The following is a 20,696-nucleotide window of genomic DNA, read 5'->3' on the forward strand; positions in this document are numbered from 1 at the left end:
ATGGGCCGAGGGAGGGGGTCAGTCCTCCTCGGGGTCCAGCTCGAAGGTGAAATATATGCTCAACACGTGGGGCTCGTCCTCGTCATGATCGAAACCCCATGACACATCGACAAGAAACACGTCGTGCGCCGCGATCCACTCGTGGGCCTTTCTGAAGGCGTCGGCGGCGGTCACGGCCGGGAACAGCTTCCTCGCCATCGGATGCACCTGGGTCTCGGCGTCCGAATCGTCGAACCCCTCCGGAACATCCAGGCGCAGGCCGGGATCGAGCTTCATGGACGACACCCTTCCCCCTCGGTCGAGCGGTGCGCGTCGCAGAGGCGTGTCCTCTCCGTCCTCATCAGCACCACTACCCCCTATGACCGCCGCACCCGGCGAAAAGGTTGCCTCGTCGATCACACGGAGCATCCACGTAACGTCGCACGGCACATCACACCGAACACCGCCGCCCGCGCCGCCCCACGCGGCGCGGGCCGCGCGCGTCACGAGGCCGCGCACCGTCAGGAGGCCGCGCACCGTCACGAGGCCGCGCGCCGTCACGAGGCCGCCGCGCCCCGTCAGGAGGCCGAGCCGGACCCCCCGGCGCGGCGCTTGCGCGGGGCGGCGGAGCGGGGTGGCTGGGCGCGCATGTGGTCGCGGACGCGGGTCATGACGTCGCCGAGCCGCCGCAGGTCGCCGTCCGACAGGGGCTCGAACAGCAGCCGTTGGACGACCTGGATGTGCCCCGGCAGAACGCCGTTGACCAGGGCGACGCCCTTCTCGGTGATCGTCACCAGGGTGGCGCGTTCGTCGTCGGGGCTCGGCCCGCGCGTGATGAGCCCGGCCTTCTCGAGCAGCCCGGCCTGATAGGTCAGGCCGCTGCGGCTGTAGACGACGCCGTCGGCCAGGGCGGTCATGGTCAGCCGCCCCTCGGCGGCGGCGAGGCGCGTCAGCACCTGGAACTGCACGGAGCTCAGGCCGCCTTCGGCGCGCAGCTGCTGCTCGATGTGGTGCTGGAGCAGGCTCACGGCTTCCATCAGCGCGAAGTAGGCCCCCAGCCGCTGGGGATCGGGCGCATGGGCGCCAACGTCGATGAGGGGGCCGGTCATTGCTCCCAGAATACCCGCATCTGGCGGGACCTCGCCCGGTTGCGTTTCGAATTCGAAGCACCTTACGATGGCCGCAGATGCTTCGACTTCGAAGCGTCTGCGGCGCGGCCGACGCGCGTGAGGACGGGGAGAGAAAGGCAGGGAGCATGAAGGCAGTGCGTTACCACGCCTATGGCGACAGCGATGTCCTGGTCCACGAGGAGGCGGACCGGCCGGAGGCGGGCGACGGGCAGGTCGTGGTGCGGGTGTCCGGCACGTCGCTCAACCTCCTCGACGTCGCCATCCGCGCGGGCATCCTGCGGGACATGGTGCCGGTGACGTTCCCGCACATCCCGGGCTGCGACCTGTCCGGGGTCGTCACCGAGGTGGGCACCGGCGTGCACGGCTGGCGCGCGGGCGACGCGGTCGTGGCGTTCCTCCCGGCGGAGGCGCAGGGCGCGGCGGCCGAGTATGTCGCCGCGCCCGCCGACGCGCTGGCCGCCGCGCCCCGCACGGTCGAGCTGGCCGACGCCGCCGCGCTGCCCCTGGCGGGGCTGACGGCGTGGCAGGCGCTGTTCGAGTACGCCGGGGTGAAGGCGGGGCAGAGCGTCCTGATCAACGGCGCGGGCGGCGGGGTCGGCGGGTACGCCGTTCAACTGGCGCGGCGCGCCGGTGCGTCCGTGACCGCGACCGCCAGCGCGCGCAGCGTCGAACGCGTCCGCTCCTACGGCGCGGACCGGATCGTCGACCACACCGCAACGCCCCTCGCCCGGGCGGTGGCCGGGCAACGGTTCGACGTGGTGCTGCACCTCGTCCGCAACAGCCCTGAGGAGACCGCGCGGCTGGCCGAACTCGTCGCCGAGGGCGGGGCGTTCGTCAGCACCACGACGCCGGGGCCCGAGAACGCGGGGCGCGGGGTGCGCGTCGAGCAGGTCATGGTGCGTGGCGATGCCGCTCAACTCGCCGAGCTGGTCGCGCTCGTGGACGCGGGCGAGCTGCGCATCGGCGTGGCCGAGCGGCGGCCCTTGGCCGATCTCGCCGTCGTGCACGATGCGGCTGTTGCGGGGCGGTTGGCCGGTAAGACGGTTCTGATTCCTTGAGGTGGCGGCGCTGTCGGCCTGGAGTGGGGTCGGGTCGGGGTGGGCGGCTACGACGCCTGGCCTACGTGGCCCGCCGCATCCCGGGTGCGCCGTTTCGTACGAATGCACGTAAGAGGCACCTACGGGAGGGAGGGTGGTGGGTGGCGGTTGTCCCGGTCACCGGTCTGCTTGTTCTTGGGCGGGGACCGTTCGCCGAACGGGCGCAGCCGCGACCGTAGTTGGCGGCCGTTCTCCCGGTGGTCGGTTGCGGTGGCGCGCACCCTTCGGGCCTGCCCTGGCCGCCCGAAGCGTTTTCATTCCTCGCGCCCGTTGAGCTTACGTAGCGCGCCGGTGCTTATCCGCCGCTTATGCCGGGGCGGGTGCTCTTTCACAACGGCGCACACTTTGTGTTGAACAGAACGTGCCGCGTTTCAGAAGACCACCCGACCCCGCGTAAGCCGCCCCACGCGCGCCACCCGTTGAGCGCCCGCCCTCCCCCGGGTCGGAGCCGCCGAGGGGGGCGGGCAGCATGGTCCCTCCGGGGAGGTCGGCCGCAGGCGCCCCGGCCGGGGAAACGGGCGGCGTTCCGGGCGAACTCCCTTGAGGGGTGAGCGAGATGACGCGTAGGGTCACGTTAGCCTACGCGCGTAGCGTTTGATAAGTCCATGACAATCTCAGGCGGCAAACCCGCCCTGCTCCGTGCCCCGCAGCGGGCCGAGCGCCCCTTCGGAACGCGGCGGTGAGGACACCACCGCCGGTCCATCCTCTCGTCCTGAGTGCGTCCCCCTGCCGCGCACGCCCGTGGCAGGGGGACGGTCGGGGGCGGTCAGGGGAGTTCGTAGTCCTCGTCCAGCGCGGCGCCCTCCCCCGGGTGGAACTGGTCGTAGCCTCGGGCGTCGCACTGGAGCCCGCCGTTGATGCAGTGCTCCACCATGGCCGCGAGGGTCGGCTCGTCCCAGGCGTTGAAGAAGTCATAGTGGAACGAGTAGCCCTCGCCACTGGCCAGATGGACCCCCGACATGTCGCCGTCGACGGGGAAGGCCATCTTGAACTCGACCATCGGCACCGCCACCGGGTGGCTCCCGGGGCAGACGTCGGCCCCGTTCTCCACGACCGGGTAGGACATGTGCGCCTGGTGGTCCGGTGAGTCGAGGTATCGGCCGTCCCAGCAACTCGGGGCCTGGAAACGGATGTTGAGCTGGCTGCCCTCGGCGCAGTGGGCCGGGATGTCGCCGTTGTCGTAGGAGTCGCCGCACTCCCAGCCCTGGACCGTGGCGTCGAGGAACTCCGCCTCGGACTGGAGCGGGCTCCCGACCACGTACCGCAGGCCCGTCGGGAAGGGGCGCACGGTGGTCTGGTCCCTGATGCCGGACTTGTAGTAGATGACCTGGTGGCCGATGGGGCGGACCTCCTGGTCGCCGTCGAACATGGTCGGCATCCAGTACGCGCTCAGGTCGCCCGGCACCTTGCACGTGGTGCCGCCGGCGGCGAGGGAGTCGCCGTCGGAGTGCGCGTCGGTCGTGGTGTTGCCCATGAAGGTGTGGTCGTGCGAGGCGCCGGGCGCGCCGGGGTAGACGATCGGGTCGTCGGGAGCGGTGTGGCTCACCAGGCAGTTCGCCTGGAACTCCCGGTGTTCGGCGAACGGTGGGTTCTCCTGCGGCTCGATGCCCTCGACCGGCTCGTCCACCGGGATCCACTCGCCCGGGGGCGGCGCCGCCATGGCGGCGCGGTGCGCGGCGTGCGGGTCGGGCGCGGCGCCCTCGCCACCGGGCGGCGAGGCGGCGGCGCCCATGGCGGTGACACCGGCCGCCACCAGCGCCACGACCGTGGTGATGAGCGATCCGGATAACAAGGCTGATCTCCGAAGCATGCGGATCTCCCTCTCGCAGTGGGGGGTCTGAGGAGAGTGGGAGAGCGCTCTCCCATGGGCGCAGTGTTGCCGCGGCATTGAGAGCGCGTCAAGAAGCGTTCACTGTTCCGGAACTGATTCGGAAACCGCTCTCCCGGCGCGAATCCGGTAATCGCTCTCCGTACGCGATTCCGGAGAGCGCTCTCCGTGTGTCGGTTCCGGAAAGCGCTCTCCGGGAGCTTTCCCGGAAAGCGCTCTCCCAGCGTGACCTGCCCACGGACGGTATCGACGTGCCCGCGGTCCTGAGCGGCAACGCCGGTGGCATGCGCGATGCGGTGCGCCACCTGGCCCGGCCGGGCCACCGCAGGATCGCCTACCTCGGCGACCTCCGCTCGGCGCCGATGCGGCAGCGGTACGAGGGGTTCGTCGCCGGGCTCGCGGAGCACGGGCTCGTGCCCGAGCCCGAGGTGGCGCGGCCCGACCCGGCGGCCGGGGCCGAGGGCCGCCTGATCCCGCGCGGCTCGGCGGAGATCAGGCCTGCCTGAGCGGGCCCGGCAGAACGTTCCGGGGCCCGGGAGGGGCGGCCCTCAGCGGCAGATCGCCCGGCAGGGGCCTACGCGTAGGGCTGCCTACGTGTTGGGGGCGGCGGCGCTGATGTCGCTCAGGGCCGAGCCGGGGTCGCGCTCCACGGCCAGGTCGCCGAGGGAGATGATGCCGACGGGGCGCTCGTTCTCCACGACGGGGAGCCGCCGCACGGCCCGCCCGCGCACCAGCGACAGCGCCTGTCGCACGTCGTCGTCGGGCGTGACGGTGAGCAGTTCCTCGCTGCACGCCTCGCTCACCGGCCGGTCGGTGACGGCACCGCCCTCCGCGAGGATCCGCACGACCAGGTCGCGGTCGGTGACCAGGCCCCGCAGCGCGCCGTCCTCGACGACGAGCACGGAGCCGATGTCCTCGGTGCGCATCCGCTGCGCGACGTCGATCACCGACGCGTGCGGCGTCACCACCACCGGGTCGGCCGTCATGATGTCCCGAACCTGCTGTGCCATGGGCCTCTCCTCACGAGGGAACGCGGCGACCCGACCGGCCACCGGAGACGCATACCTCGGCGCCCCGGGTTCCCCACGAACGCGCAAGGCAACCGCCCGCGGCGCCTCACGGCGTGCGACGTCGGCGTTTGCGGGGCGGCGGCCACGGGCGGGACGTCCTCCCGTTCGCCGTCCGCCGAGTGTCTGCTTTCGTGGTGGGTGCGGGTTGCCGATGCCCCCCGGATGCTCTTGTGAAGCAGGGCACGGATGGTGTTGAACAAAGTGTGCGCCATTTCAGAAGAGACCCCGCCCCCCTGTAAGCGGCAGATAAGCACCGGCCCGCCACATGAGCTCAACGTGCGCGCGGATGACGACGAGAGCGGCGGCCAGGGCAGGCCCGAAGGGTGCGCGCCACCGCAACCGACCCCCGGGAAGACGGCCGCCAAGTACGATCGCGGCCGCGCCCGTTCGGCGAACGGCCCCAGACACCCACAGGCCGACCGGTGACCGCGACGACCGCCACCCACCACGAACCCGACCAACCGGCCGACGGCGAACGGGAGGACGTCCAGCCCGTAGCCGCCCACCTCGATCGCACGGCGCCACACCTCGCCCCCGGGGCACCCGGTGCACCCGGTGCACCCGGTGCACCCGGTGCACCCCGCGCGGCGCGGGGACTTCGCGCGTTTCTCCGAGCCCATCGTGATCGAGGACAAGGTCTGGATCGGCAGCAACGCGGTCGTGCTGCCCGGCGTCCGCATCGGATACGGGTCGGTCATCGGCGCGGGGAGCGTCGTCAGCCGCGACATCCCCCCGATGACCGTCGCGGTCGGGGCGCCGTGCCGCGTGCTCCGCGCCGTCACGGACGACGACCTCACGACGCGAACCGCCGCGCCACCGAGGCTCTGGCCAGGCGCTCAGTCCTCGATGCCCCAGGGCATCGCGAGGCCGAACTGCCACACGTACACCGAGAGCAGCACGGCGCAGATGACGCCGCCCGCCACGGTCAGGGCGATGTTGCGGCGGCGGACCGCGGGGTCGAGGGCGCGCTGCGCGGCCTGGGCGACCTTTCGTTTGGTCCACCGCAGCACCAGCTGGGCCCAGACGAACTCGGTCGCCCAGATGGCCATCCCCGCGAAGATCACCAGCCAGCCGGGCCCGGGCAGCGGCAGCATGATCACGCCGATCACGACGACCACGAGGCCGACCACGAACACGCCGACCTGCCAGCCCAGGTGCAGAGCGCGGGAGCTCTTCACGAACCTGGGCGCCCGGGAGCCGAACGGCTTCCCCTCGTCGCCCGTCACGGGCGCGGTCACGGGCGCGGTCACGGAGGGTGGCGCTGGCGCGGCGGCGGCGTCCGGCTGCTGCGTGTCTATGTGGCCCATCGAGACAGGTCAACCCCTTTGGTAACGGCCGGCGCCCAGGCGAGGATGTCACTCGGTGACAGCCGTGGCAAGGGCTCGCTTTCCTGCCCTAAGTGACGCACGGACGCGTCGGTAGGTTTCGGGGATGGCCGACCTTCTCGCGTCGCGTGCGGGGCGAGGGCGGCCGATGTTTCGGCGGAAGGAACGGCGGAAACCCGGGTGAAACGGATAAAGCAAGGCACCGGGCGTTTCGGAGGCACCGTGACGGATGACCGAGACGCCGCCGACCCGAGGGTGCGGTGGCTCGACTCCCTGTCCTCCGACGACGTGGCGCTGGTCGGCGGCAAGAACGCCTCCCTGGGCGAGATGCTCAGGCACCTGGTGTCGCGTGGGCTGCGCGTGCCCATGGGCTTCGCCGTCACCGCGCGGGCCTACGGGGACTACCTCGACGCGAACGACCTGCGCGGCCGGATCGCGGAGCGGATCGACGCGCTGCGGCACGGCGAAGACCTCGCCACCGTCGGCGCGGACGTGCGGCGCATGGTGCTCGGCGGGCGCGTGCCCGACGATCTCGAGCGTTCGATCCGCGCGGCGTACCGGGAGCTCGCGGCGCGCCTGTCCCGGTCCGACCCGGATGTCGCCGTCCGCAGCAGCGCGACGGCCGAGGACCTTCCGGAGGCCAGCTTCGCCGGTCAGCAGGAGACGTTCCTCAACATCACGGGCGAGGACGCGCTCATCGACGCGTGCAGGCGCTCGTACGCCTCCCTGTTCACCGACCGCTCGATCAGCTACCGGGAGCACCACGGGTTCGACCACCTGCGCGTCGGCCTGTCCGTCGGGGTGCAGCAGATGGTGCGCTCCGACCTGGCGGGGGCGGGGGTGATGTTCACGCTCGACACCGACAGCGGCTTCCCGCGCACCGTTCTGATCAGCGCCGCGCCCGGGCTCGGCGAGTCCGTCGTGGCCGGGGTGGTGGACCCGGACGAGTACCAGGTGTTCAAGCCGCTGCTCGACCGGCGCGATCTCACGCCCGTCATCTCGCGGAAGATCGGCGGCAAGCTGACCAAGGTCGTCTACGGCGACTCGGCCGCCTCGCCCACCGGGACGGTGGAGACCAGCGCGGCGGAGCGCGAGGCGGCGGTCCTCGACGACGCGGAGATCCTTCAGCTGGCCCGGTGGGCGGTTGCGGTGGAGGAGCACTACGGCTGCCCGATGGATCTGGAGTGGGCCAAGGACGGGCACAGCGGCGACCTCTTCGTCGTCCAGGCCCGCCCGGAGACCGTTCAGGCGAGGCGGTCGACGGGCACGTTGCGCTCCTACCGGCTGAACGAACGCGCCGAGCCCCTGGCCCGCGGCCTGGCCGTCGGTGACGCCATCGCCACGGGAACGGTGTGCGCGCTGGCCGATGTGAGCGAGATCGGCCGGTTCGTGGACGGGGCGGTGCTGGTGACGCGCGCCACGGACCCGGACTGGGAGCCCGTCATGAAGCGGGCCGCGGCCATCGTCACCGAGCACGGCGGGCGCACGTCGCACGCGGCGATCGTCAGCAGGGAGCTGGGCGTCACCGCCGTGGTCGGCGCGGCCGGGGCGCGCCGCGCGCTCGGGGACGGCCGCGAGGTGACGGTGTCGTGCGCGGAGGGCGAGGAGGGCCGGGTCTATCCGGGCGCCCTGGACTTCGAGGAACGCGAGATCGACCTCGCGCGCGTTCCCGAGACCGAGACCTCGGTGATGCTCAACATCGCCAACCCCTCGGCCGCCTTTCGCTGGTGGCGGCTCCCCGCGGACGGGGTGGGCCTGGCCCGCATGGAGTTCATCGTCAACAACCTGATCACGATCCACCCCATGGCCCTGGTCCACTTCGACGACCTCGACGACGACGCGGCGCGCGCCCGCATCGAGGAGCTCACCCGCGGCTACCGGGACAAGGCGGCGTTCTTCGTGGAGCGGCTGGCCTATGGCATCGGCAGGATCGCGGCGGCGTGGTGGCCGCGCCCCGTGATCGTCCGCATGAGCGACTTCAAGACGAACGAGTACGCGCGACTCGTGGGCGGCGCGGCGTTCGAGCCCACGGAGGAGAACCCCATGCTGGGCTGGCGGGGCGCGTCCCGGTATCACAGCGAGGGGTACCGGGAGGGCTTCGGCCTGGAGTGCCGCGCGGTGCGCCGGGTGCGGGAGGACATGGGGCTGGCCAACGTGGTGGTGATGATCCCCTTCTGCCGCACCCCTGGGGAGGCGGACGAGGTCCTGCGGACCATGGCGGAGCACGGCCTGCGCCGGGGCGAGAACGGCCTGGAGACGTATGTGATGGCCGAGATCCCGTCGAACATCATCTCGGCCGATCGTTTCGCCGAACGGTTCGACGGCTTCTCCATCGGCAGCAACGACCTCACGCAGCTCACCCTGGGCGTCGACCGCGACTCCGAGCGGCTCGCGCCGCTGTTCGACGAGCGCGACCCGGCGCTCGCGCGGAGCGTGGAGGCGCTCATCGACGTCGCCCACGCGCGGCGGCGCAAGGTGGGCCTGTGCGGCCAGCGCCCGAGCGACGACCCGGACTTCGCCCGTTTCCTGGTCGAGTCGGGCATCGACTCGATCTCCGTGTCCCCCGACAGCTTCCTCGCGGTCAAGGACCATGTGGCGGAGGCGGAGCGCGCCGAACGGCGCGCGGGGCGTGGCCGCGGACGGCACGCGGCCTGAGCGCGGACGGCGCGGGTGGCGTGAACGCGGAGGCGCGGGTGGTTCGGAAGGCGACGGCGTGCGGGAGGCCGAGGCGGCGTCGGCCGCCGTGCTGCTCGTCGCGCCGCCGGGCGCGGGCGCCCCGTCGCGTCCCCGCCGTCCACCCGGCCAAGGGATCGGCGACCAGCAGACCGACGACCAGGCGGCACGGCGACGGCGGGCGCGATCGCGGCTCGCCTCCGCAGGAGCCCCCTCACGCCTCGGGGACGACGGCGACCGGGCAGGGGGATGTGCTCAGGAGGGCGTGGCTGAGCAGGCCGAGCTGGAGTCCGGGGATCCCGGACCGCCGCCGGTGGGCGCCGAGGACCAGGAGGTCGGCCTCCTCGGCGGCGGAGAGCAGGGCGTGGCGTGGGCTGTCCTCGACCGTGTCGAGGCGCACGGGAACGTCGGACGTGCCGGACGCGCCCGCGAGCGCCTCGTCGAGGAGGTCGCGCTCCTCCCCGTCGGGCGCGGCGCGCTCCGGCGTCCTGACGTGCACCGCCGCCACGTCGCTGCCGCGCGCCCTGGCGTCGTCGAAGGCGAACTGGGCGGCCCGCAGCCCCTGCGCCGTGCCGTCGAGGGCGAGCAGCACCGTTCCGTTGCGGCCCTCGCGGTTGGCCGCCGTGCCGCGGACCACGACGACGGGGCAGGTGGCCCGCGCGGCGACGCCGAGGCCCGTCGAGCCGAGCAGGGCGCCCATGACGGGGCCGCGGCCGCGGTTGCCGACCACGACCATCGACGCCTCCTCGCTCTCCCTGACCAGCACGTCGACCGGGTCGTCCGCGAACACCTCGCAGCTGAGGGCGACATCGTCCCGGCGCGCCCTGGCGCGGCTCTCGGCCACCGAGGCGATGTCGTGCCCCATGACGTCGCCCGCCACCCGGTCCACGGACACCGAGGGGTTGGCCGCCTCGTAGCGGTTCCACATGGACCCGTGGACCGTGCGCAGCGCGTGGCCGTGGCGCGCCGCCGCCTCCACGGCCCAGTCGACCGCGTCGAGGCTCGGATCCGAGCCGTCCACTCCGACCACGATCGGATGCTCCACCGCGCTCACCGCCTCTCGCCCGTGGCGCCTGCCGTCCCGCGCACCGCCCGTCGACCTCAGGGAAACACCCGGGCCGCCCCTCCGCCACGCGACGGCGCGGCACCGAGGGCCGCGCCGTCACGCCGTCAGCGCCGCGGGACCACCGCGACGGGGCAGGGGGCGGTGTGGACGAGCGCGTGGGAGATGAGGCCGAGGCGCAGACCGTCCTCGCCGTGGCGGTCCCGCACGCCGACGACCAGCAGGTCCGCTGAACCGGCCTTCCACAGCAGCGTCGAGCGCGGCGCCCCCGCGACGGTCTCCAGGTCCGTGCGCACCTCGGGGTGGCGCCCCGACGCGTCCGCCACCGCCCGGGCGAGCACCGCCCTCGCCTCGGCCTCCTCCGCCTGTCCCGCGTCCTCGGTCGCCACTCCGGGCCACGCGTGAACGGCGCGCAGCTCGACGTTCCACGCGTCCGCCTCGCGGAACGCGAAGTCGATGGCCGCGCCCTCCCCTCGAGCGCCGCTGACCCCCACGACCACCCGCCCGAACTGCCCCTCGAGCGCGGGGCGTTCACCGCGCACCACGACCACGGGGCACGAGGCGCGGGCCGCGACGCCGAGGCCGACCGAGCCGAGGAACATGGTCGTCAGAGGGCCGCGGCCACGCGATCCCACGACCAGGACCGTGCCCTCGCGGCCCTCCCGCACCAACGCGTTGACCGGGGTGAGGTCGCGGACCTCCGCGGAGATCGGCACCCCGGGGCGACGGACACCGGCCCGCTCGCGCGCCGCGACGAGCAGCTCGCGGCCCGTCTCGGCGTCGTCCCCGCGGTCCTCGCCGCTCGGCGAGGCGCCGCGCTCGTAGCGTTCCGCCTGGGTGGCATACACCAGCCGCAGCACGCGGCCGTGCCGCGCCGCCGCGTCCACGGCCCAGTCGACGGCCAGCTGGCTGCAATCCGATCCGTCCACCCCGACGACGATGGGCGCTTGGGCCACGAGAGCCACCTTTCAGAACGCTGTGCGGCGTATGTCCGTCATGTTCCGCTCTCTCTACCAGCGGGGCATCTCCCCCGCCGCCGCGCCACGCCTGGCGGGAGCGCACACCGGACCCGGCCGGGGCTACGATGCGCCCTGCCGACCGGGCGTCGACCGAGTGCCGACCGGGTGCCGACCGGGCGTCGACCGAACATCGGGCAGAGCCGGGGGACTTGGGACCGTGGACGACGGAGACCGGATAGGCGCCGACACACTCGCCGACCGTTACCGGCTGGTGCGCCCGCTCGGGCAGGGCGGGATGGGGGAGGTGTGGGAGGCCCACGACGAGAGCCTGCGGCGGCCGGTCGCGGTCAAGGTGATCTCGGTGCTCGCGGGCGGCGGCAGCAGGGCCGACGAGGCGCGCGCCCGCTTCCTGCGGGAGGCGCGGATCACCGCCGCGCTCCAGCACCCGAACATCGTGACCGTGCACGACCTCGGCGAGGCCGTCACCGCCGATGGCACCACGCCGTTCCTCGTCATGGAGCTGCTGCGGGGCCGGGGCCTCGACGCCGTGCTCCGCCGCGGCCCGGTCGGCGGCGCGGACGCCGCCCGGTGGGGCGCGCAGGTCTGCGACGCGCTCGCCGAGGCGCACGCCGCGGGCGTCCTGCACCGCGACATCAAGCCCGCGAACCTGTTCGTCACGGCCCAGGGACACCTGAAGGTGCTCGACTTCGGCATCGCCCGCGCCGCCGACCCCTCGGCCACGGGCGACCGGCTGACCCACACGGGGTTCATGGTGGGCACGGCCTCGTACATGGCGCCCGAGCAGGCGCGCGGGCGCCCGGAGCGGCGCAGTGATCTGTACGCGCTCGGCTGTGTGCTGTTCGAGATGCTCACCGGGCGCATGCCGTTCACCGCCCCCGACGCCGTCGGCTACCTCACGGCGCACCTCAACGACCCTCCCCCGGCGCCGAGCAGCGTCGCGCCCGGCGTCCCCGCGGCGTGGGACCGCCTGATCCTGCGGCTGCTCGCCAAGGAGGCGCGCGAGCGGCACGCGTCGGCCGCCGCGCTCGCCGATGAGCTGCGCCGCCTCGAAGGACCCGCCGACGCCGCGCCCCTGGCGCCGGGTCGGACCCCGACCGTCGCGGCCCCGGCCGAGCCGCCGACCCGGACGGCGCCAGCGGCGCCAGCGGCGCCAGCGGCCCCGGCGCCGCCCGCGCCGCCCCCCGCGCGAGCGCGCCCCACGCGACGCGACCTGCTGCTCGGCGGCGCGGGCCTCGCCGCGCTCGCGGTGGCGGGCGGCTCGGCGGCGCTGTATCTGACGGCCGACCCCGCGAAGGACCCCGTCGCCTGGTCCCGCGACCTCAGCCATGTCGACGTCCGGAACAACTCGGCTCCCGACGTCGTCGTGGCCGAGGGACGCTGCTACGTGGCTTCCGGCGACTACTACCGGGACAACGCCGTGCTCCACGCGTTCGACCTGGCCGACGGCGAGCCCCTGTGGGAGGTCCCGCTCGAGGCGCTCTGGGTGAGGGACACGCGTTTCCTCGTCGTCGACGGCACCCTGCTCGCCCTGACCCAGGGCGCCGACGGCTCCCAACTCACGCTGCACCGCTTCGACGCGGCGAGCGGCGAGCTCCTGGGGCAGCCGTCGGTCCCCCTCGACGCGGGCCTCGACCTGCACGGCCCGAGCGGCCTGCTGCTCTCGGCCCGGGACCGGCTGGTGTCGGCGACCGACGCGCGCACCGGCGACATCCGGTGGACGGGCGAAGGCGACACGTTCGTGCCCGCCGGAGACCTGGTGCTGCTCGAGGGCGGCAGGGCGGTGTTCGGCGAAACGGGTGAGCAGGTGTGGGAACGCCCCGACCTGTTCCCGACGGGCGACCCGGGGCACGCGATCGGCGAGGGCATCCTGTGCTACGAGTCGGGCGGGAACGACGTCGACCTCGTCTTCCGCCACGCGGGCACGGGCGAGGTGGTGTGGCGGAGCGCGTTCAGGGAGGGCGAGCCCGAAGTCGGCGGGAACCCGCCACCCCTCGCGTCGCTGGTGTCGGACACCACCGTGTTCCTGCCGCCGACCGCGGGGGACCGCGAGCGGCCGATCGCCGTGGACGGGCTCACGGGCGAGCGGCGGTGGACCTATGACGGCGCCTACGACCAAGGCGGCCAGGGCGGCCAGGTGACGAGCGCGCCCGGCGGGTTCGTGCTGTCCACCGGGGACGCGACGGTGTGCCTGGCCGCCGCCGACGGCGCCGAGCGCTGGCGCGACAACGCCTGGGACAGCGGGACGGTGCGGATCACCGACGCGTTCGCCGTGCTCCGCCGCACCACGGACGAGCGGGTGTTCCGGCGCTGGACCACCGTGCGGGTCCTCGACGCGGAGAACGGCCGCGAGGTGTGGACGGGCCAGTTCGACAGCACGGACGTCAGCGACCCCGCGACGGGCGGCGACCTGATGGTCGTCCTGGACCAGGGCGGAACGGTGTGGGCGCTGCGCGTATGAGGTTCCGGGAGTGGAGCCGGTCACCGTGTGGCCCGGCGCCGCCGACGGCGCGTGGGACGCCCAACGCGCCGGTGCCCACCCGGCGTCGCTTCCCTGGCCAGGGCTCGCGCGCGGGGCCCGGGGGTAGGCTTTCGGGCGTGTCCCCGACAGACCGGTCCTCCCCCACCGACGGCGCGCCGACCGGGCCTCAGGGCGGGCCGACCGGGCCGTTGACCAGTGCGCAGATCGCCGCCCACGTGGGCGTCTCGGTCGCCACGGTCTCCAAGGTGGTCAACGGGCGCGAGGACGTCGCGCCCCGCACGCGCGCCCTCGTCGAGGACGTCATCCGCCGCTACGGGCACCAGCGGCAGAAGCGGGCCGCCCGCCCCGCCGCCGTGCTCGAGCTGGTCTTCCGGCAGATCCGCGACTCCTACCACATCGAGATCATCAAGGGCGTCCAGCAGGTCGCGCGCGAACACCGGCTCGCCCTCGTGCTGTCCGAGCTGCAAGGGCGCCAGACGCCCGGGCTCGGCTGGGTCGAGGACGTCCTCTACCGCCGCCCCACCGGCATCATCGAGGTGTACTCGGTCCTCACCGACACGCAGAGCGGTCAACTGCGCGCCCGCGGCATCCCGTTCGTCCTCGTCGACCCCAACGGCGAGCCCGCGCACGCCTCTCCTTCGGTCGGCGCGAGCAACTGGAGCGGCGGGCTCTCCGCCACCCGGCACCTCATCGAGCTCGGGCACCGGCGCATCGCCGTCATCACCGGACCCGAGGACGCCCTGGCCAGCAGGGCCAGGGTGGACGGCTTCCGAACGGCCATGGAGACCGCGGGCGTTCCGGTGGATCCCGCGCTCGTCCGCGTCGGCGACTACCGGGCCGAGGAGGGCCTCACGCACGCCCGTGCCCTGCTGCGCCTGCCCGAGCCGCCGACCGCCGTGTTCACGTGCAACGACGCGTTGGCCCTCGGCGTGTACCGGGCGGCGGCCGAGGCAGGGCTGCGCATCCCCGATGACCTCAGCGTCGTCGGCTTCGACGACCTGCGCCCCGCCCGGTGGACCGTTCCGCCGCTGACCACCGTTCACCAGCCCCTCGCCGCGATGGCCGCCACGGCCGCGACGATGGTGGTCGAGCTGGCCCACGGCGAGCCGCTCGCCCAGACGCGCGTGGAGCTGGCGACCGAGCTGGTCGTCCGCGACAGCACCGCGCCCCCGCGTTCCGAACGGCGCGGGACGTGAGCGCGCTCGGCGCCCGGCTCACCGCCCCGGTCGGGCGGCTCCTGGCCGCCGTGGCCCGCACGAAGGACCGCACACTCGACACCGACGCGCTGCACGCCGCGCACGACGAGGCCCGCGCCGACGAGAGCGAACGCGACCGCCCCGCCCACCTGACCGAGCAGCCGCGCGGCCCGGGTGGCAGGACGATTCGCGGAGACGCACCACCGGCGCGCCACGCGTTGGCGAAGGCAGACGACTCTCAACCCGCTGAACGCCAGGGCGAGCGCGGCCCGCACCAAGCCAGGTCAGACCCCCGACCGGAACCGCCCCTACGATGATGTGCCCCGTCCGACGACGCGGGCCGCGCCTCGAAGACCGCCAGGACAGGGCCTAAGATCCGGGCATGCCACGAACGGACAGGGCGTCACGGGTGGTCGCCGCACCCACCGATCGGGTCTTCGCCGCGCTCGTCGATCGCGACGCGCTGGCGGCCTGGCTCCCCCCGGCGGGGATGACCGGGGCGTTCGAACGCTTCGACGCCCGCCCCGGCGGCTCGTACCGTCTTGTGCTCACCTACGCGGACGCGTCGGGCGCCCCCGGCAAGGCGACGGCGGACTCCGATGTCGTCGAGGCCCGCTTCGTCGACATCGTCCCCGGGGCGCGCGTCGTGCAGGCGGTGGACTTCGTCTCGGACGACCCCGCCTACGCGGGCACGATGACCATGACCTGGGAGGTCACCGCCGTCGAGGCGGGGACCCGGGTCGAGATCGTCGCCGAGGACGTGCCCGACGGCATCTCGGCGGACGACCACGCCGCGGGCCTCGCCTCGTCCCTCGCCAACCTCGCGTCGCACACGGAACGTTGACCCTCGCGGGGCGATCCGCGACGCGCACGGCGCGCGTCGGCGGCCTTCAGCCGAGGACGAGGTCGTCCTCGGCTCTGGTCAGGAAGTTCCCGGCGTAGTGCAGGGCGATCTCCTCCTGCTCCCCGTCGGGAGCGGGCGATCCTGGCTGCTCCCGCACCAGATAGCGGCAGTGGACCCCCCTCCTCGCCGGGTGGGGAAGCCGGTATTCAACGTTGTTGTCGGCGGGGGTGACCGCCTGGCCCTGATGCGGGCCGTCCACGACACGAAGATTTACGAAGAGGACAATGCACACTCTCCTCGCGAAAATCAAATCTCGCCCATTCCCCTCCATGTGGGCCGGGTGGGGCGCCGAGCGGTGTGGTGCGGCGCTCGGCGCCCCTTGGGGGTCAGGCCCGCTTCAGCCGCTTGTCGAGGGCCTCCGCGCTGAGGGCGTACGGGTGCGGTTCGACCTCGAACACGGACTCGGTGCTCGCGTTGCGCGGGATGCCGAGGCGGTCGAAGAGCAGCGCGCGGACGCGCTTGTCGTTCTCGGACTCCTGGATGGCGTAGGTCAGAACGTCGTCGATGAGCTCCTCGGGCACCACGATGGCGCCGTCGCCGTCGGCCACGACGAGGTCGTCGGGCCTGACGAGCTGGCCGCCGACCTCGACGGGCATGCTGTGGCCGCCCCACTCGACCCGCCCCTGGTACATGGGCTGGACGATCCAGCGGGACCAGATCGGGATCGCCTTCTGCTCCAGCGTCTCGTCCGAGTCGCGGGTGCCGCCGTTGGTGAGCACGCCGCGGGCGCCGAGGGCGGCCCAGATCATGGAGTCCATGGAACCCACCGCGGGGGTCGGCGTGTTGCACGTGTCGACGACGAGGAAGGACGTGTCGGAGAACTGGTCGGCGAGGTCGTTGGCGAACACCTCGCCGTACCAGTACTCGTAGGCCCACTTCGTGTAGTCGCCCGGCGTCATGGTGGGGACCGTCCGCTGGGTGGGGATATGGCGGCAGGTGACGGCGAAACCCGCGGCCTTGGTGCGCCAGAGCGGCCGGATCTCGGGCGAGACCGTGCCGATGTTGTGGCGGCCGACCCAGTCGAGGCCGTCACGGACATCGGTGACCCTGAGCTTGGCGACGGTGTCGAGGATTTCCTTCTTGCGCGCGCTGGAGAGCGCCATGGTGTGGAACCTTTCTCAACTCTGCTTTTCCGGTGGTGATCTGAGGGGCGCGACAGTCGGTTCAGGGCGTGCCGCCCGGCGCATCACCTCCCCCCAGGCCCGCCCGTCCCGCCCGGGCCGCCCGCTCCATGTCGGCGAGCTGCTCGACCCTTCGGCGGAAGTCCGGGTCGGTGCTGAAGCGCGCGGCGAGGTAGGCGGCGACCGCGTCCTCGGCGATGCGGGGCCCGACGATCCAGGCGCCCAGGCAGGCGACGTTGACGTCGTCGTGCTCGACGCCCTGGCGGGCGACATGGGTGTCGTGGATGACCGCGGCGCGGATCCCCGGCACCTTGTTGGCCGCGATGGCGGCGCCGACGCCCGTGCCGCAGACCAGGACGCCGCGGTCGGCGCGGCCCGAGGTGACCAGGTCGGTCACCCGCCGCGTCATGAGCGGGAAGTCCACGGCGGTCGCGTCGGCCGTGCCGACGTCGATCACGTCGTGCCCGAGGCGGGCGACGGCGTCCACGATCAGCGGCTTGAGCGGGAATCCGGCGTGGTCGTTGGAGATGGCGATGCGCATGGGGCCTCCTGAAATCCTGGCCTGAGTCCTGGAGTTGGCTAGCCGCGTAGTCCTGTGGTGGCGATGCCCTCGACGAGCAGCCTCTGGAAGGCGATGAAGACGCCGAGCACCGGCAGGAGCGAGACGACCGACATCGCGAACAGCGCCCCGAACGCCGAGCTCGACGTCGTGTCGATGAACGAGCGCAGCGCCAGCGGGACGGTGTAGAGGTCGGGGTCGGTGAGGTAGATGAGCGGCGTGAAGAAGTCGTTCCAGCTGTAGATGAACGTGAAGATGGCGGTGGTGGCCAGCGCGGGCTTGGCGAGCGGCAGGATGACGCGGAAGAAGATGCCCAGGTGGCCGCACCCGTCGAGGCGGGCGGCGTCGTCGAGCTCCCGTGGGATCGCGCGGAAGAACTGCACCAGCAGGAAGACGAAGAACGCGTCGGTGGCCAGCAACTTCGGGACGACGAACGGCAGATAGGTGTCGATCCAGCCCAGCTCGCGGAACATCATGTACTGCGGGATGAGGATCACATGGTGCGGCAGCATGAGCGTGCCGATCATCAGGGCGAACCACAGCCTGCGCAGCCTGAAGTCGACGCGGGCGAACGCGTACGCCGCGAGCGAGCAGGCGATCAGGTTGGCCACCACGCACAGGGCGGCGACCAGGAACGAGTTCAGCATGAAGCGGCCGAACGCCACCCCGGAGACGCCACGCCACCCCTCGACGTAGCCGTCCACGGTGAAGCCGTCGCCCGGCCAGACGCCCGGGTCGGCGATGGCGCCGTCGTCGCGCAGGGAGGCGCCGAGCATCCAGGCCAGCGGGTAGAACATGACGACGCCGAGCGCGATGAGCGTGAGGTGCCGCAGGAACTGTCGGGGGTTGGTGGCGCGGGGTGGTCCCGCCTTGCGCCCGCGCCTGGCGGTGAACGTGTGCGTGGTCATCGTTCGTCTCCGTAGAACACGACGCGGCGGCTCAGGGCGAACAGGCCGGCCGCGGCAGCGGCGACGAGCACGAGCAGCGCCCAGCCGAGTGCGGAGGCATAGCCCATCTCGAAGTCGACGAAGCCGCGTTGATACAGGTAGAGGGTGTAGAAGAGGGTGGAGTCGGCGGGCCCGCCGGTGCCGTTGCTGACGATGTAGGCGGTGTTGAACGCCTGGAACGCGCCGACGGTGTTCATCAGGACGTTGAAGAAGATCACGGGGCTGAGCAGCGGCAGGGTGATCGACCAGTACCTGCGGGCCCTGCCCGCGCCGTCCACGGACGCGGACTCGTAGAGCTCGGCGGGGATCTGCCGCAGCCCGGCCAGATAGATGATCATGGCCGCGCCGAACTGCCAGACGTTGAGGACGACCAGCGTGCCGAGCGCGGTGTCGGGCGTGCCGATCCACGAGTGGCTGGTGTCGACGCCGACGCTGCCGAGCGCGTTGTTCAGCAGTCCGTCGCCCTCGAACAGGAAGCGCCACAGGATGGCGATCGCGACGCTGCCGCCGATCAGCGAGGGCACGTAGAACACGGCGCGGTAGAAGGTCAGCCCGCCGATGCCGCGGTTGAGGAGGCTCGCGAGGAACAGCGCGAACACCTGGACCAGCGGCACCGAGGCGAGGAGGTAGGTGAGCGTGACCGTGAGGGACGCCCAGAACCGCGGGTCGTCGGTGAGCATCCGCTCGTAGTTGTCCGTCCCCGCCCACTCGGGGGTGCCGAGGACGGAGTAGTCGGTGAACGAGAGGTAGAGCGAGGCGACCATCGGGCCGCCGATGATCAGGAAGAAGCCCAGCAGCCAGGGGCTGAGGAAGAGATAGCCCGCGAGGTTGTCGCGGCGGCTCCTGAGCGGGCGGCGTCGCCCCGGCGGCGGCGGGGCCGCGCTCCGGCCAGGGGGGCGTTCCATCGTGATGGTCATCGGGAGAACTCCGTTCCTCGGCCGGGCGTCAGTCCAGCGCCCGCTCGGCGGCGGTGAAGAAGGCGGAGGCGGCGTCCTCCACGCTCGTCTGCCCGAACGCCGCCTCCTGGTAGAGGCGGGAGAGCTCGGTCGTCAGCGTCGTCAGGCCCGACGGGTAGGTCGTGGTCGTCAGGTCCCCCGAGTCGGTCAGCTCGCGCAGCGTGGTCACGTTGCGCCGGACGGAATCGGGCGTGTCCGCGTCATCGACCAGGGCCTCCTGGGCGCGGGTGTTGGTGAGGATGCCGTTGTCGGACTGGAAGGCGAGCGCGGCCTCCGTGTCGTTGACGAAGAAGTCGATGAACGCCGCGGCCGTGCCGACCTGGTCGCACCCGGTGGGGATCGAGATCCCGTTGGTGCCCAGCACGTTGGCCGAACGCCCCGGGTCGGGGCTCGGTATGGAGACCTCGGCGATCTCGGAGCCGCGGCCCGCCCCGTCGAGGGCCTGCTCGGTGATGTGGAGCTGCGGGATGTCGCGCGTGCCCACGGCCGCGGCCCCCTGCGCGAGCGGCGTGAGCTCGAGCGCGGCGTTCTGCTCGGCCAGCATGTCCACGGGGACGGTGACACCCTCGTCCGTCAGGTCGAGCCAGAACCGGAACCACTCCTCGAGCAGCTCCTGGTCGAACGCGAGGCCGCCCTCGTCGAACATCTCCTCGCCATGGCCGATCACCCACGAGGTGAACGAGAACATGTTGGGCGCCTCGATCTCCGTGGCGTGGACCCCCTCGGGCAGCCCGGCCTGGACCTCGCGCAGCCAGTCCGCGTACGCGTCCCACGTCATGTCGTCCGTCGGCGGCGGCGCCCCGCTCTCCGCGACGAGGTCGACGTTGTAGCCGAGCAGGCGGGCGAACGTGCCGGTCGGGATCATGTACTGCGTGCCGTCGACGCGCCCGGCCTCGAGCACCTCGTCGGGGATCTGCGAGACGTCGATCTCCCCGCTCTCGATCAGGTCGTCGAGCGGGCGCAGCACGTCCTGTTCGGCGTAGCGCGTGTAGAACGTGCTCTGCATGCCGATCGCGCAGGAAAGACCGCCGCCCGCGGCCCGCACGGTCATGCGCTCGATGTAGTTCAGGTACTCGGCCACCTCGACCGAGACGTCCGCGTCCGGGTGGGCCGCCGCGAACAGGTCGATGACCGTGCCCACCTTCTCGGCGCGGGCCGGATTGCCCCAGAACGAGTAGGTGATCGAGCCATCGGCCCTGCCGGTCGAGGCCACGGGTTCGGCGCTTCCGCAACCGGCGAGCGCGAGGGTCGTGGCGGTGGCCGACGCGAGCGTGGCCGAAAGTCGCCGCCGGTGAGTGGTTCGCATCGTGCTCCTCCTCTTCGTCGAGCAGTGGGACGGGGCGAAACGGGATCGGGACAGCGGATCGGGTCGGGGGTCGGGTCGGGTCG

At 72.7% G+C, this 20,696-nt stretch carries 20 protein-coding genes and 1 pseudogene; 8 read left to right on the forward strand and 13 right to left on the reverse strand.

Going from position 1 to position 20,696, the window contains the following annotated elements; all coding sequences use genetic code 11:
- Window positions 1–18 precede the first annotated feature (18 nt).
- Complete coding sequence (locus tag D7318_RS08160; RefSeq protein WP_230423516.1) at window positions 19–408, reverse strand: hypothetical protein; 390 nt, start codon at window positions 406–408, stop codon at window positions 19–21.
- Between the two features lie 149 nt (window positions 409–557).
- Window positions 558–1,088 carry a MarR family winged helix-turn-helix transcriptional regulator gene (locus tag D7318_RS08165; protein ID WP_120696208.1) on the reverse strand — a complete coding sequence of 177 codons (531 nt, stop codon included), beginning with the start codon at window positions 1,086–1,088 and terminating at the stop codon, window positions 558–560.
- A 146-nt stretch (window positions 1,089–1,234) separates the two neighbouring features.
- On the opposite strand from D7318_RS08165, the gene D7318_RS08170 reads away from it, so the two are divergent.
- Window positions 1,235–2,167, forward strand: coding sequence for an NADP-dependent oxidoreductase (locus tag D7318_RS08170; RefSeq protein ID WP_120696209.1), 933 nt, complete (start codon window positions 1,235–1,237; stop codon window positions 2,165–2,167).
- A gap of 805 nt (window positions 2,168–2,972) precedes the next feature.
- Here the strand turns inward: D7318_RS08170 and D7318_RS08175 are convergent.
- Window positions 2,973–4,016 carry a DUF1996 domain-containing protein gene (locus D7318_RS08175; RefSeq protein ID WP_120696210.1) on the reverse strand — a complete coding sequence of 348 codons (1,044 nt, stop codon included), beginning with the start codon at window positions 4,014–4,016 and terminating at the stop codon, window positions 2,973–2,975.
- Between the two features lie 269 nt (window positions 4,017–4,285).
- Between D7318_RS08175 and D7318_RS08180 the strand changes: the two genes are divergently transcribed.
- Window positions 4,286–4,540, forward strand: a complete 255-nt coding sequence (locus D7318_RS08180; protein ID WP_120696211.1) for a substrate-binding domain-containing protein — start codon at window positions 4,286–4,288, stop codon at window positions 4,538–4,540.
- Between the two features lie 84 nt (window positions 4,541–4,624).
- Here the strand turns inward: D7318_RS08180 and D7318_RS08185 are convergent, their stop codons facing one another.
- Entirely contained in the window at window positions 4,625–5,044 is a 420-nt protein-coding gene (locus D7318_RS08185) for a CBS domain-containing protein (protein WP_120696212.1), read from the reverse strand.
- A 681-nt stretch (window positions 5,045–5,725) separates the two neighbouring features.
- Between D7318_RS08185 and D7318_RS34905 the strand changes: the two are divergent.
- Window positions 5,726–5,812: pseudogene (locus D7318_RS34905) on the forward strand (DapH/DapD/GlmU-related protein); the annotation flags it as partial.
- A gap of 128 nt (window positions 5,813–5,940) precedes the next feature.
- Here D7318_RS34905 and D7318_RS08195 read toward each other — a convergent pair.
- Complete coding sequence (locus tag D7318_RS08195; RefSeq protein WP_120696213.1) at window positions 5,941–6,411, reverse strand: TIGR02611 family protein; 471 nt, start codon at window positions 6,409–6,411, stop codon at window positions 5,941–5,943.
- Window positions 6,412–6,651: 240 nt separating this feature from the next.
- Here D7318_RS08195 and ppsA point away from each other — a divergent pair, with 240 nt between their 5' ends.
- On the forward strand, window positions 6,652–9,084 hold the full coding sequence (gene ppsA, locus D7318_RS08200) for a phosphoenolpyruvate synthase (RefSeq protein ID WP_183091320.1): 2,433 nt from the start codon (window positions 6,652–6,654) through the stop codon (window positions 9,082–9,084).
- A 232-nt stretch (window positions 9,085–9,316) separates the two neighbouring features.
- Here ppsA and D7318_RS08205 read toward each other — a convergent pair whose 3' ends face one another.
- Window positions 9,317–10,147 (reverse strand): universal stress protein, encoded by an 831-nt coding sequence (locus tag D7318_RS08205; RefSeq protein ID WP_120696419.1) that lies wholly within the window; start codon window positions 10,145–10,147, stop codon window positions 9,317–9,319.
- Window positions 10,148–10,272: 125 nt separating this feature from the next.
- Window positions 10,273–11,121: a universal stress protein gene (locus D7318_RS08210; RefSeq protein WP_183091321.1), complete on the reverse strand. Its 849-nt coding sequence runs from the start codon at window positions 11,119–11,121 to the stop codon at window positions 10,273–10,275.
- Window positions 11,122–11,341: 220 nt separating this feature from the next.
- On the opposite strand from D7318_RS08210, the gene D7318_RS08215 reads away from it, so the two are divergent.
- The 4 genes from D7318_RS08215 (at window position 11,342) to D7318_RS08225 (ending at window position 15,664) form a co-directional block, all read left to right on the forward strand.
- Window positions 11,342–13,603 carry a protein kinase domain-containing protein gene (locus D7318_RS08215; RefSeq protein ID WP_230423517.1) on the forward strand — a complete coding sequence of 754 codons (2,262 nt, stop codon included), beginning with the start codon at window positions 11,342–11,344 and terminating at the stop codon, window positions 13,601–13,603.
- A 137-nt stretch (window positions 13,604–13,740) separates the two neighbouring features.
- Entirely contained in the window at window positions 13,741–14,820 is a 1,080-nt protein-coding gene (locus D7318_RS08220) for a LacI family DNA-binding transcriptional regulator (RefSeq protein ID WP_230423518.1), read from the forward strand.
- Complete coding sequence (locus D7318_RS32405) at window positions 14,817–15,137, forward strand: hypothetical protein (RefSeq protein WP_147437644.1); 321 nt, start codon at window positions 14,817–14,819, stop codon at window positions 15,135–15,137. The genes D7318_RS08220 and D7318_RS32405 overlap by 4 nt, the downstream gene beginning before the upstream one ends.
- 65 nt (window positions 15,138–15,202) lie before the next feature.
- A complete protein-coding gene (locus tag D7318_RS08225) occupies window positions 15,203–15,664 on the forward strand; it encodes an SRPBCC family protein (protein WP_120696218.1) in 462 nt (153 codons plus the stop codon).
- A gap of 46 nt (window positions 15,665–15,710) precedes the next feature.
- Here D7318_RS08225 and D7318_RS08230 read toward each other — a convergent pair whose 3' ends face one another.
- The 6 genes from D7318_RS08230 to D7318_RS08255 form a co-directional block, all read right to left on the reverse strand.
- Window positions 15,711–15,923 (reverse strand): hypothetical protein, encoded by a 213-nt coding sequence (locus tag D7318_RS08230; protein ID WP_120696219.1) that lies wholly within the window; start codon window positions 15,921–15,923, stop codon window positions 15,711–15,713.
- A gap of 127 nt (window positions 15,924–16,050) precedes the next feature.
- On the reverse strand, window positions 16,051–16,827 hold the full coding sequence (locus tag D7318_RS08235) for an RraA family protein (protein ID WP_120696220.1): 777 nt from the start codon (window positions 16,825–16,827) through the stop codon (window positions 16,051–16,053).
- 61 nt (window positions 16,828–16,888) lie between these two features.
- Window positions 16,889–17,386 (reverse strand): RpiB/LacA/LacB family sugar-phosphate isomerase, encoded by a 498-nt coding sequence (locus D7318_RS08240; protein ID WP_120696221.1) that lies wholly within the window; start codon window positions 17,384–17,386, stop codon window positions 16,889–16,891.
- Window positions 17,387–17,424: 38 nt separating this feature from the next.
- On the reverse strand, window positions 17,425–18,312 hold the full coding sequence (locus D7318_RS08245) for a carbohydrate ABC transporter permease (RefSeq protein ID WP_120696222.1): 888 nt from the start codon (window positions 18,310–18,312) through the stop codon (window positions 17,425–17,427).
- Complete coding sequence (locus tag D7318_RS08250) at window positions 18,309–19,268, reverse strand: carbohydrate ABC transporter permease (protein WP_120696223.1); 960 nt, start codon at window positions 19,266–19,268, stop codon at window positions 18,309–18,311. Before D7318_RS08250 ends, D7318_RS08245 begins: the two co-directional genes overlap by 4 nt.
- 28 nt (window positions 19,269–19,296) lie before the next feature.
- The gene (locus D7318_RS08255; RefSeq protein WP_120696224.1) at window positions 19,297–20,613 is read right to left on the reverse strand and encodes an ABC transporter substrate-binding protein; all 1,317 of its coding nucleotides are present in this window, start codon (window positions 20,611–20,613) and stop codon (window positions 19,297–19,299) included.
- Window positions 20,614–20,696: the final 83 nt, after the last annotated feature.

The sequence above is a fragment of the Streptomyces radicis genome (assembly GCF_003626575.1).
Classification (GTDB): domain Bacteria; phylum Actinomycetota; class Actinomycetes; order Streptomycetales; family Streptomycetaceae; genus Streptomyces; species Streptomyces radicis.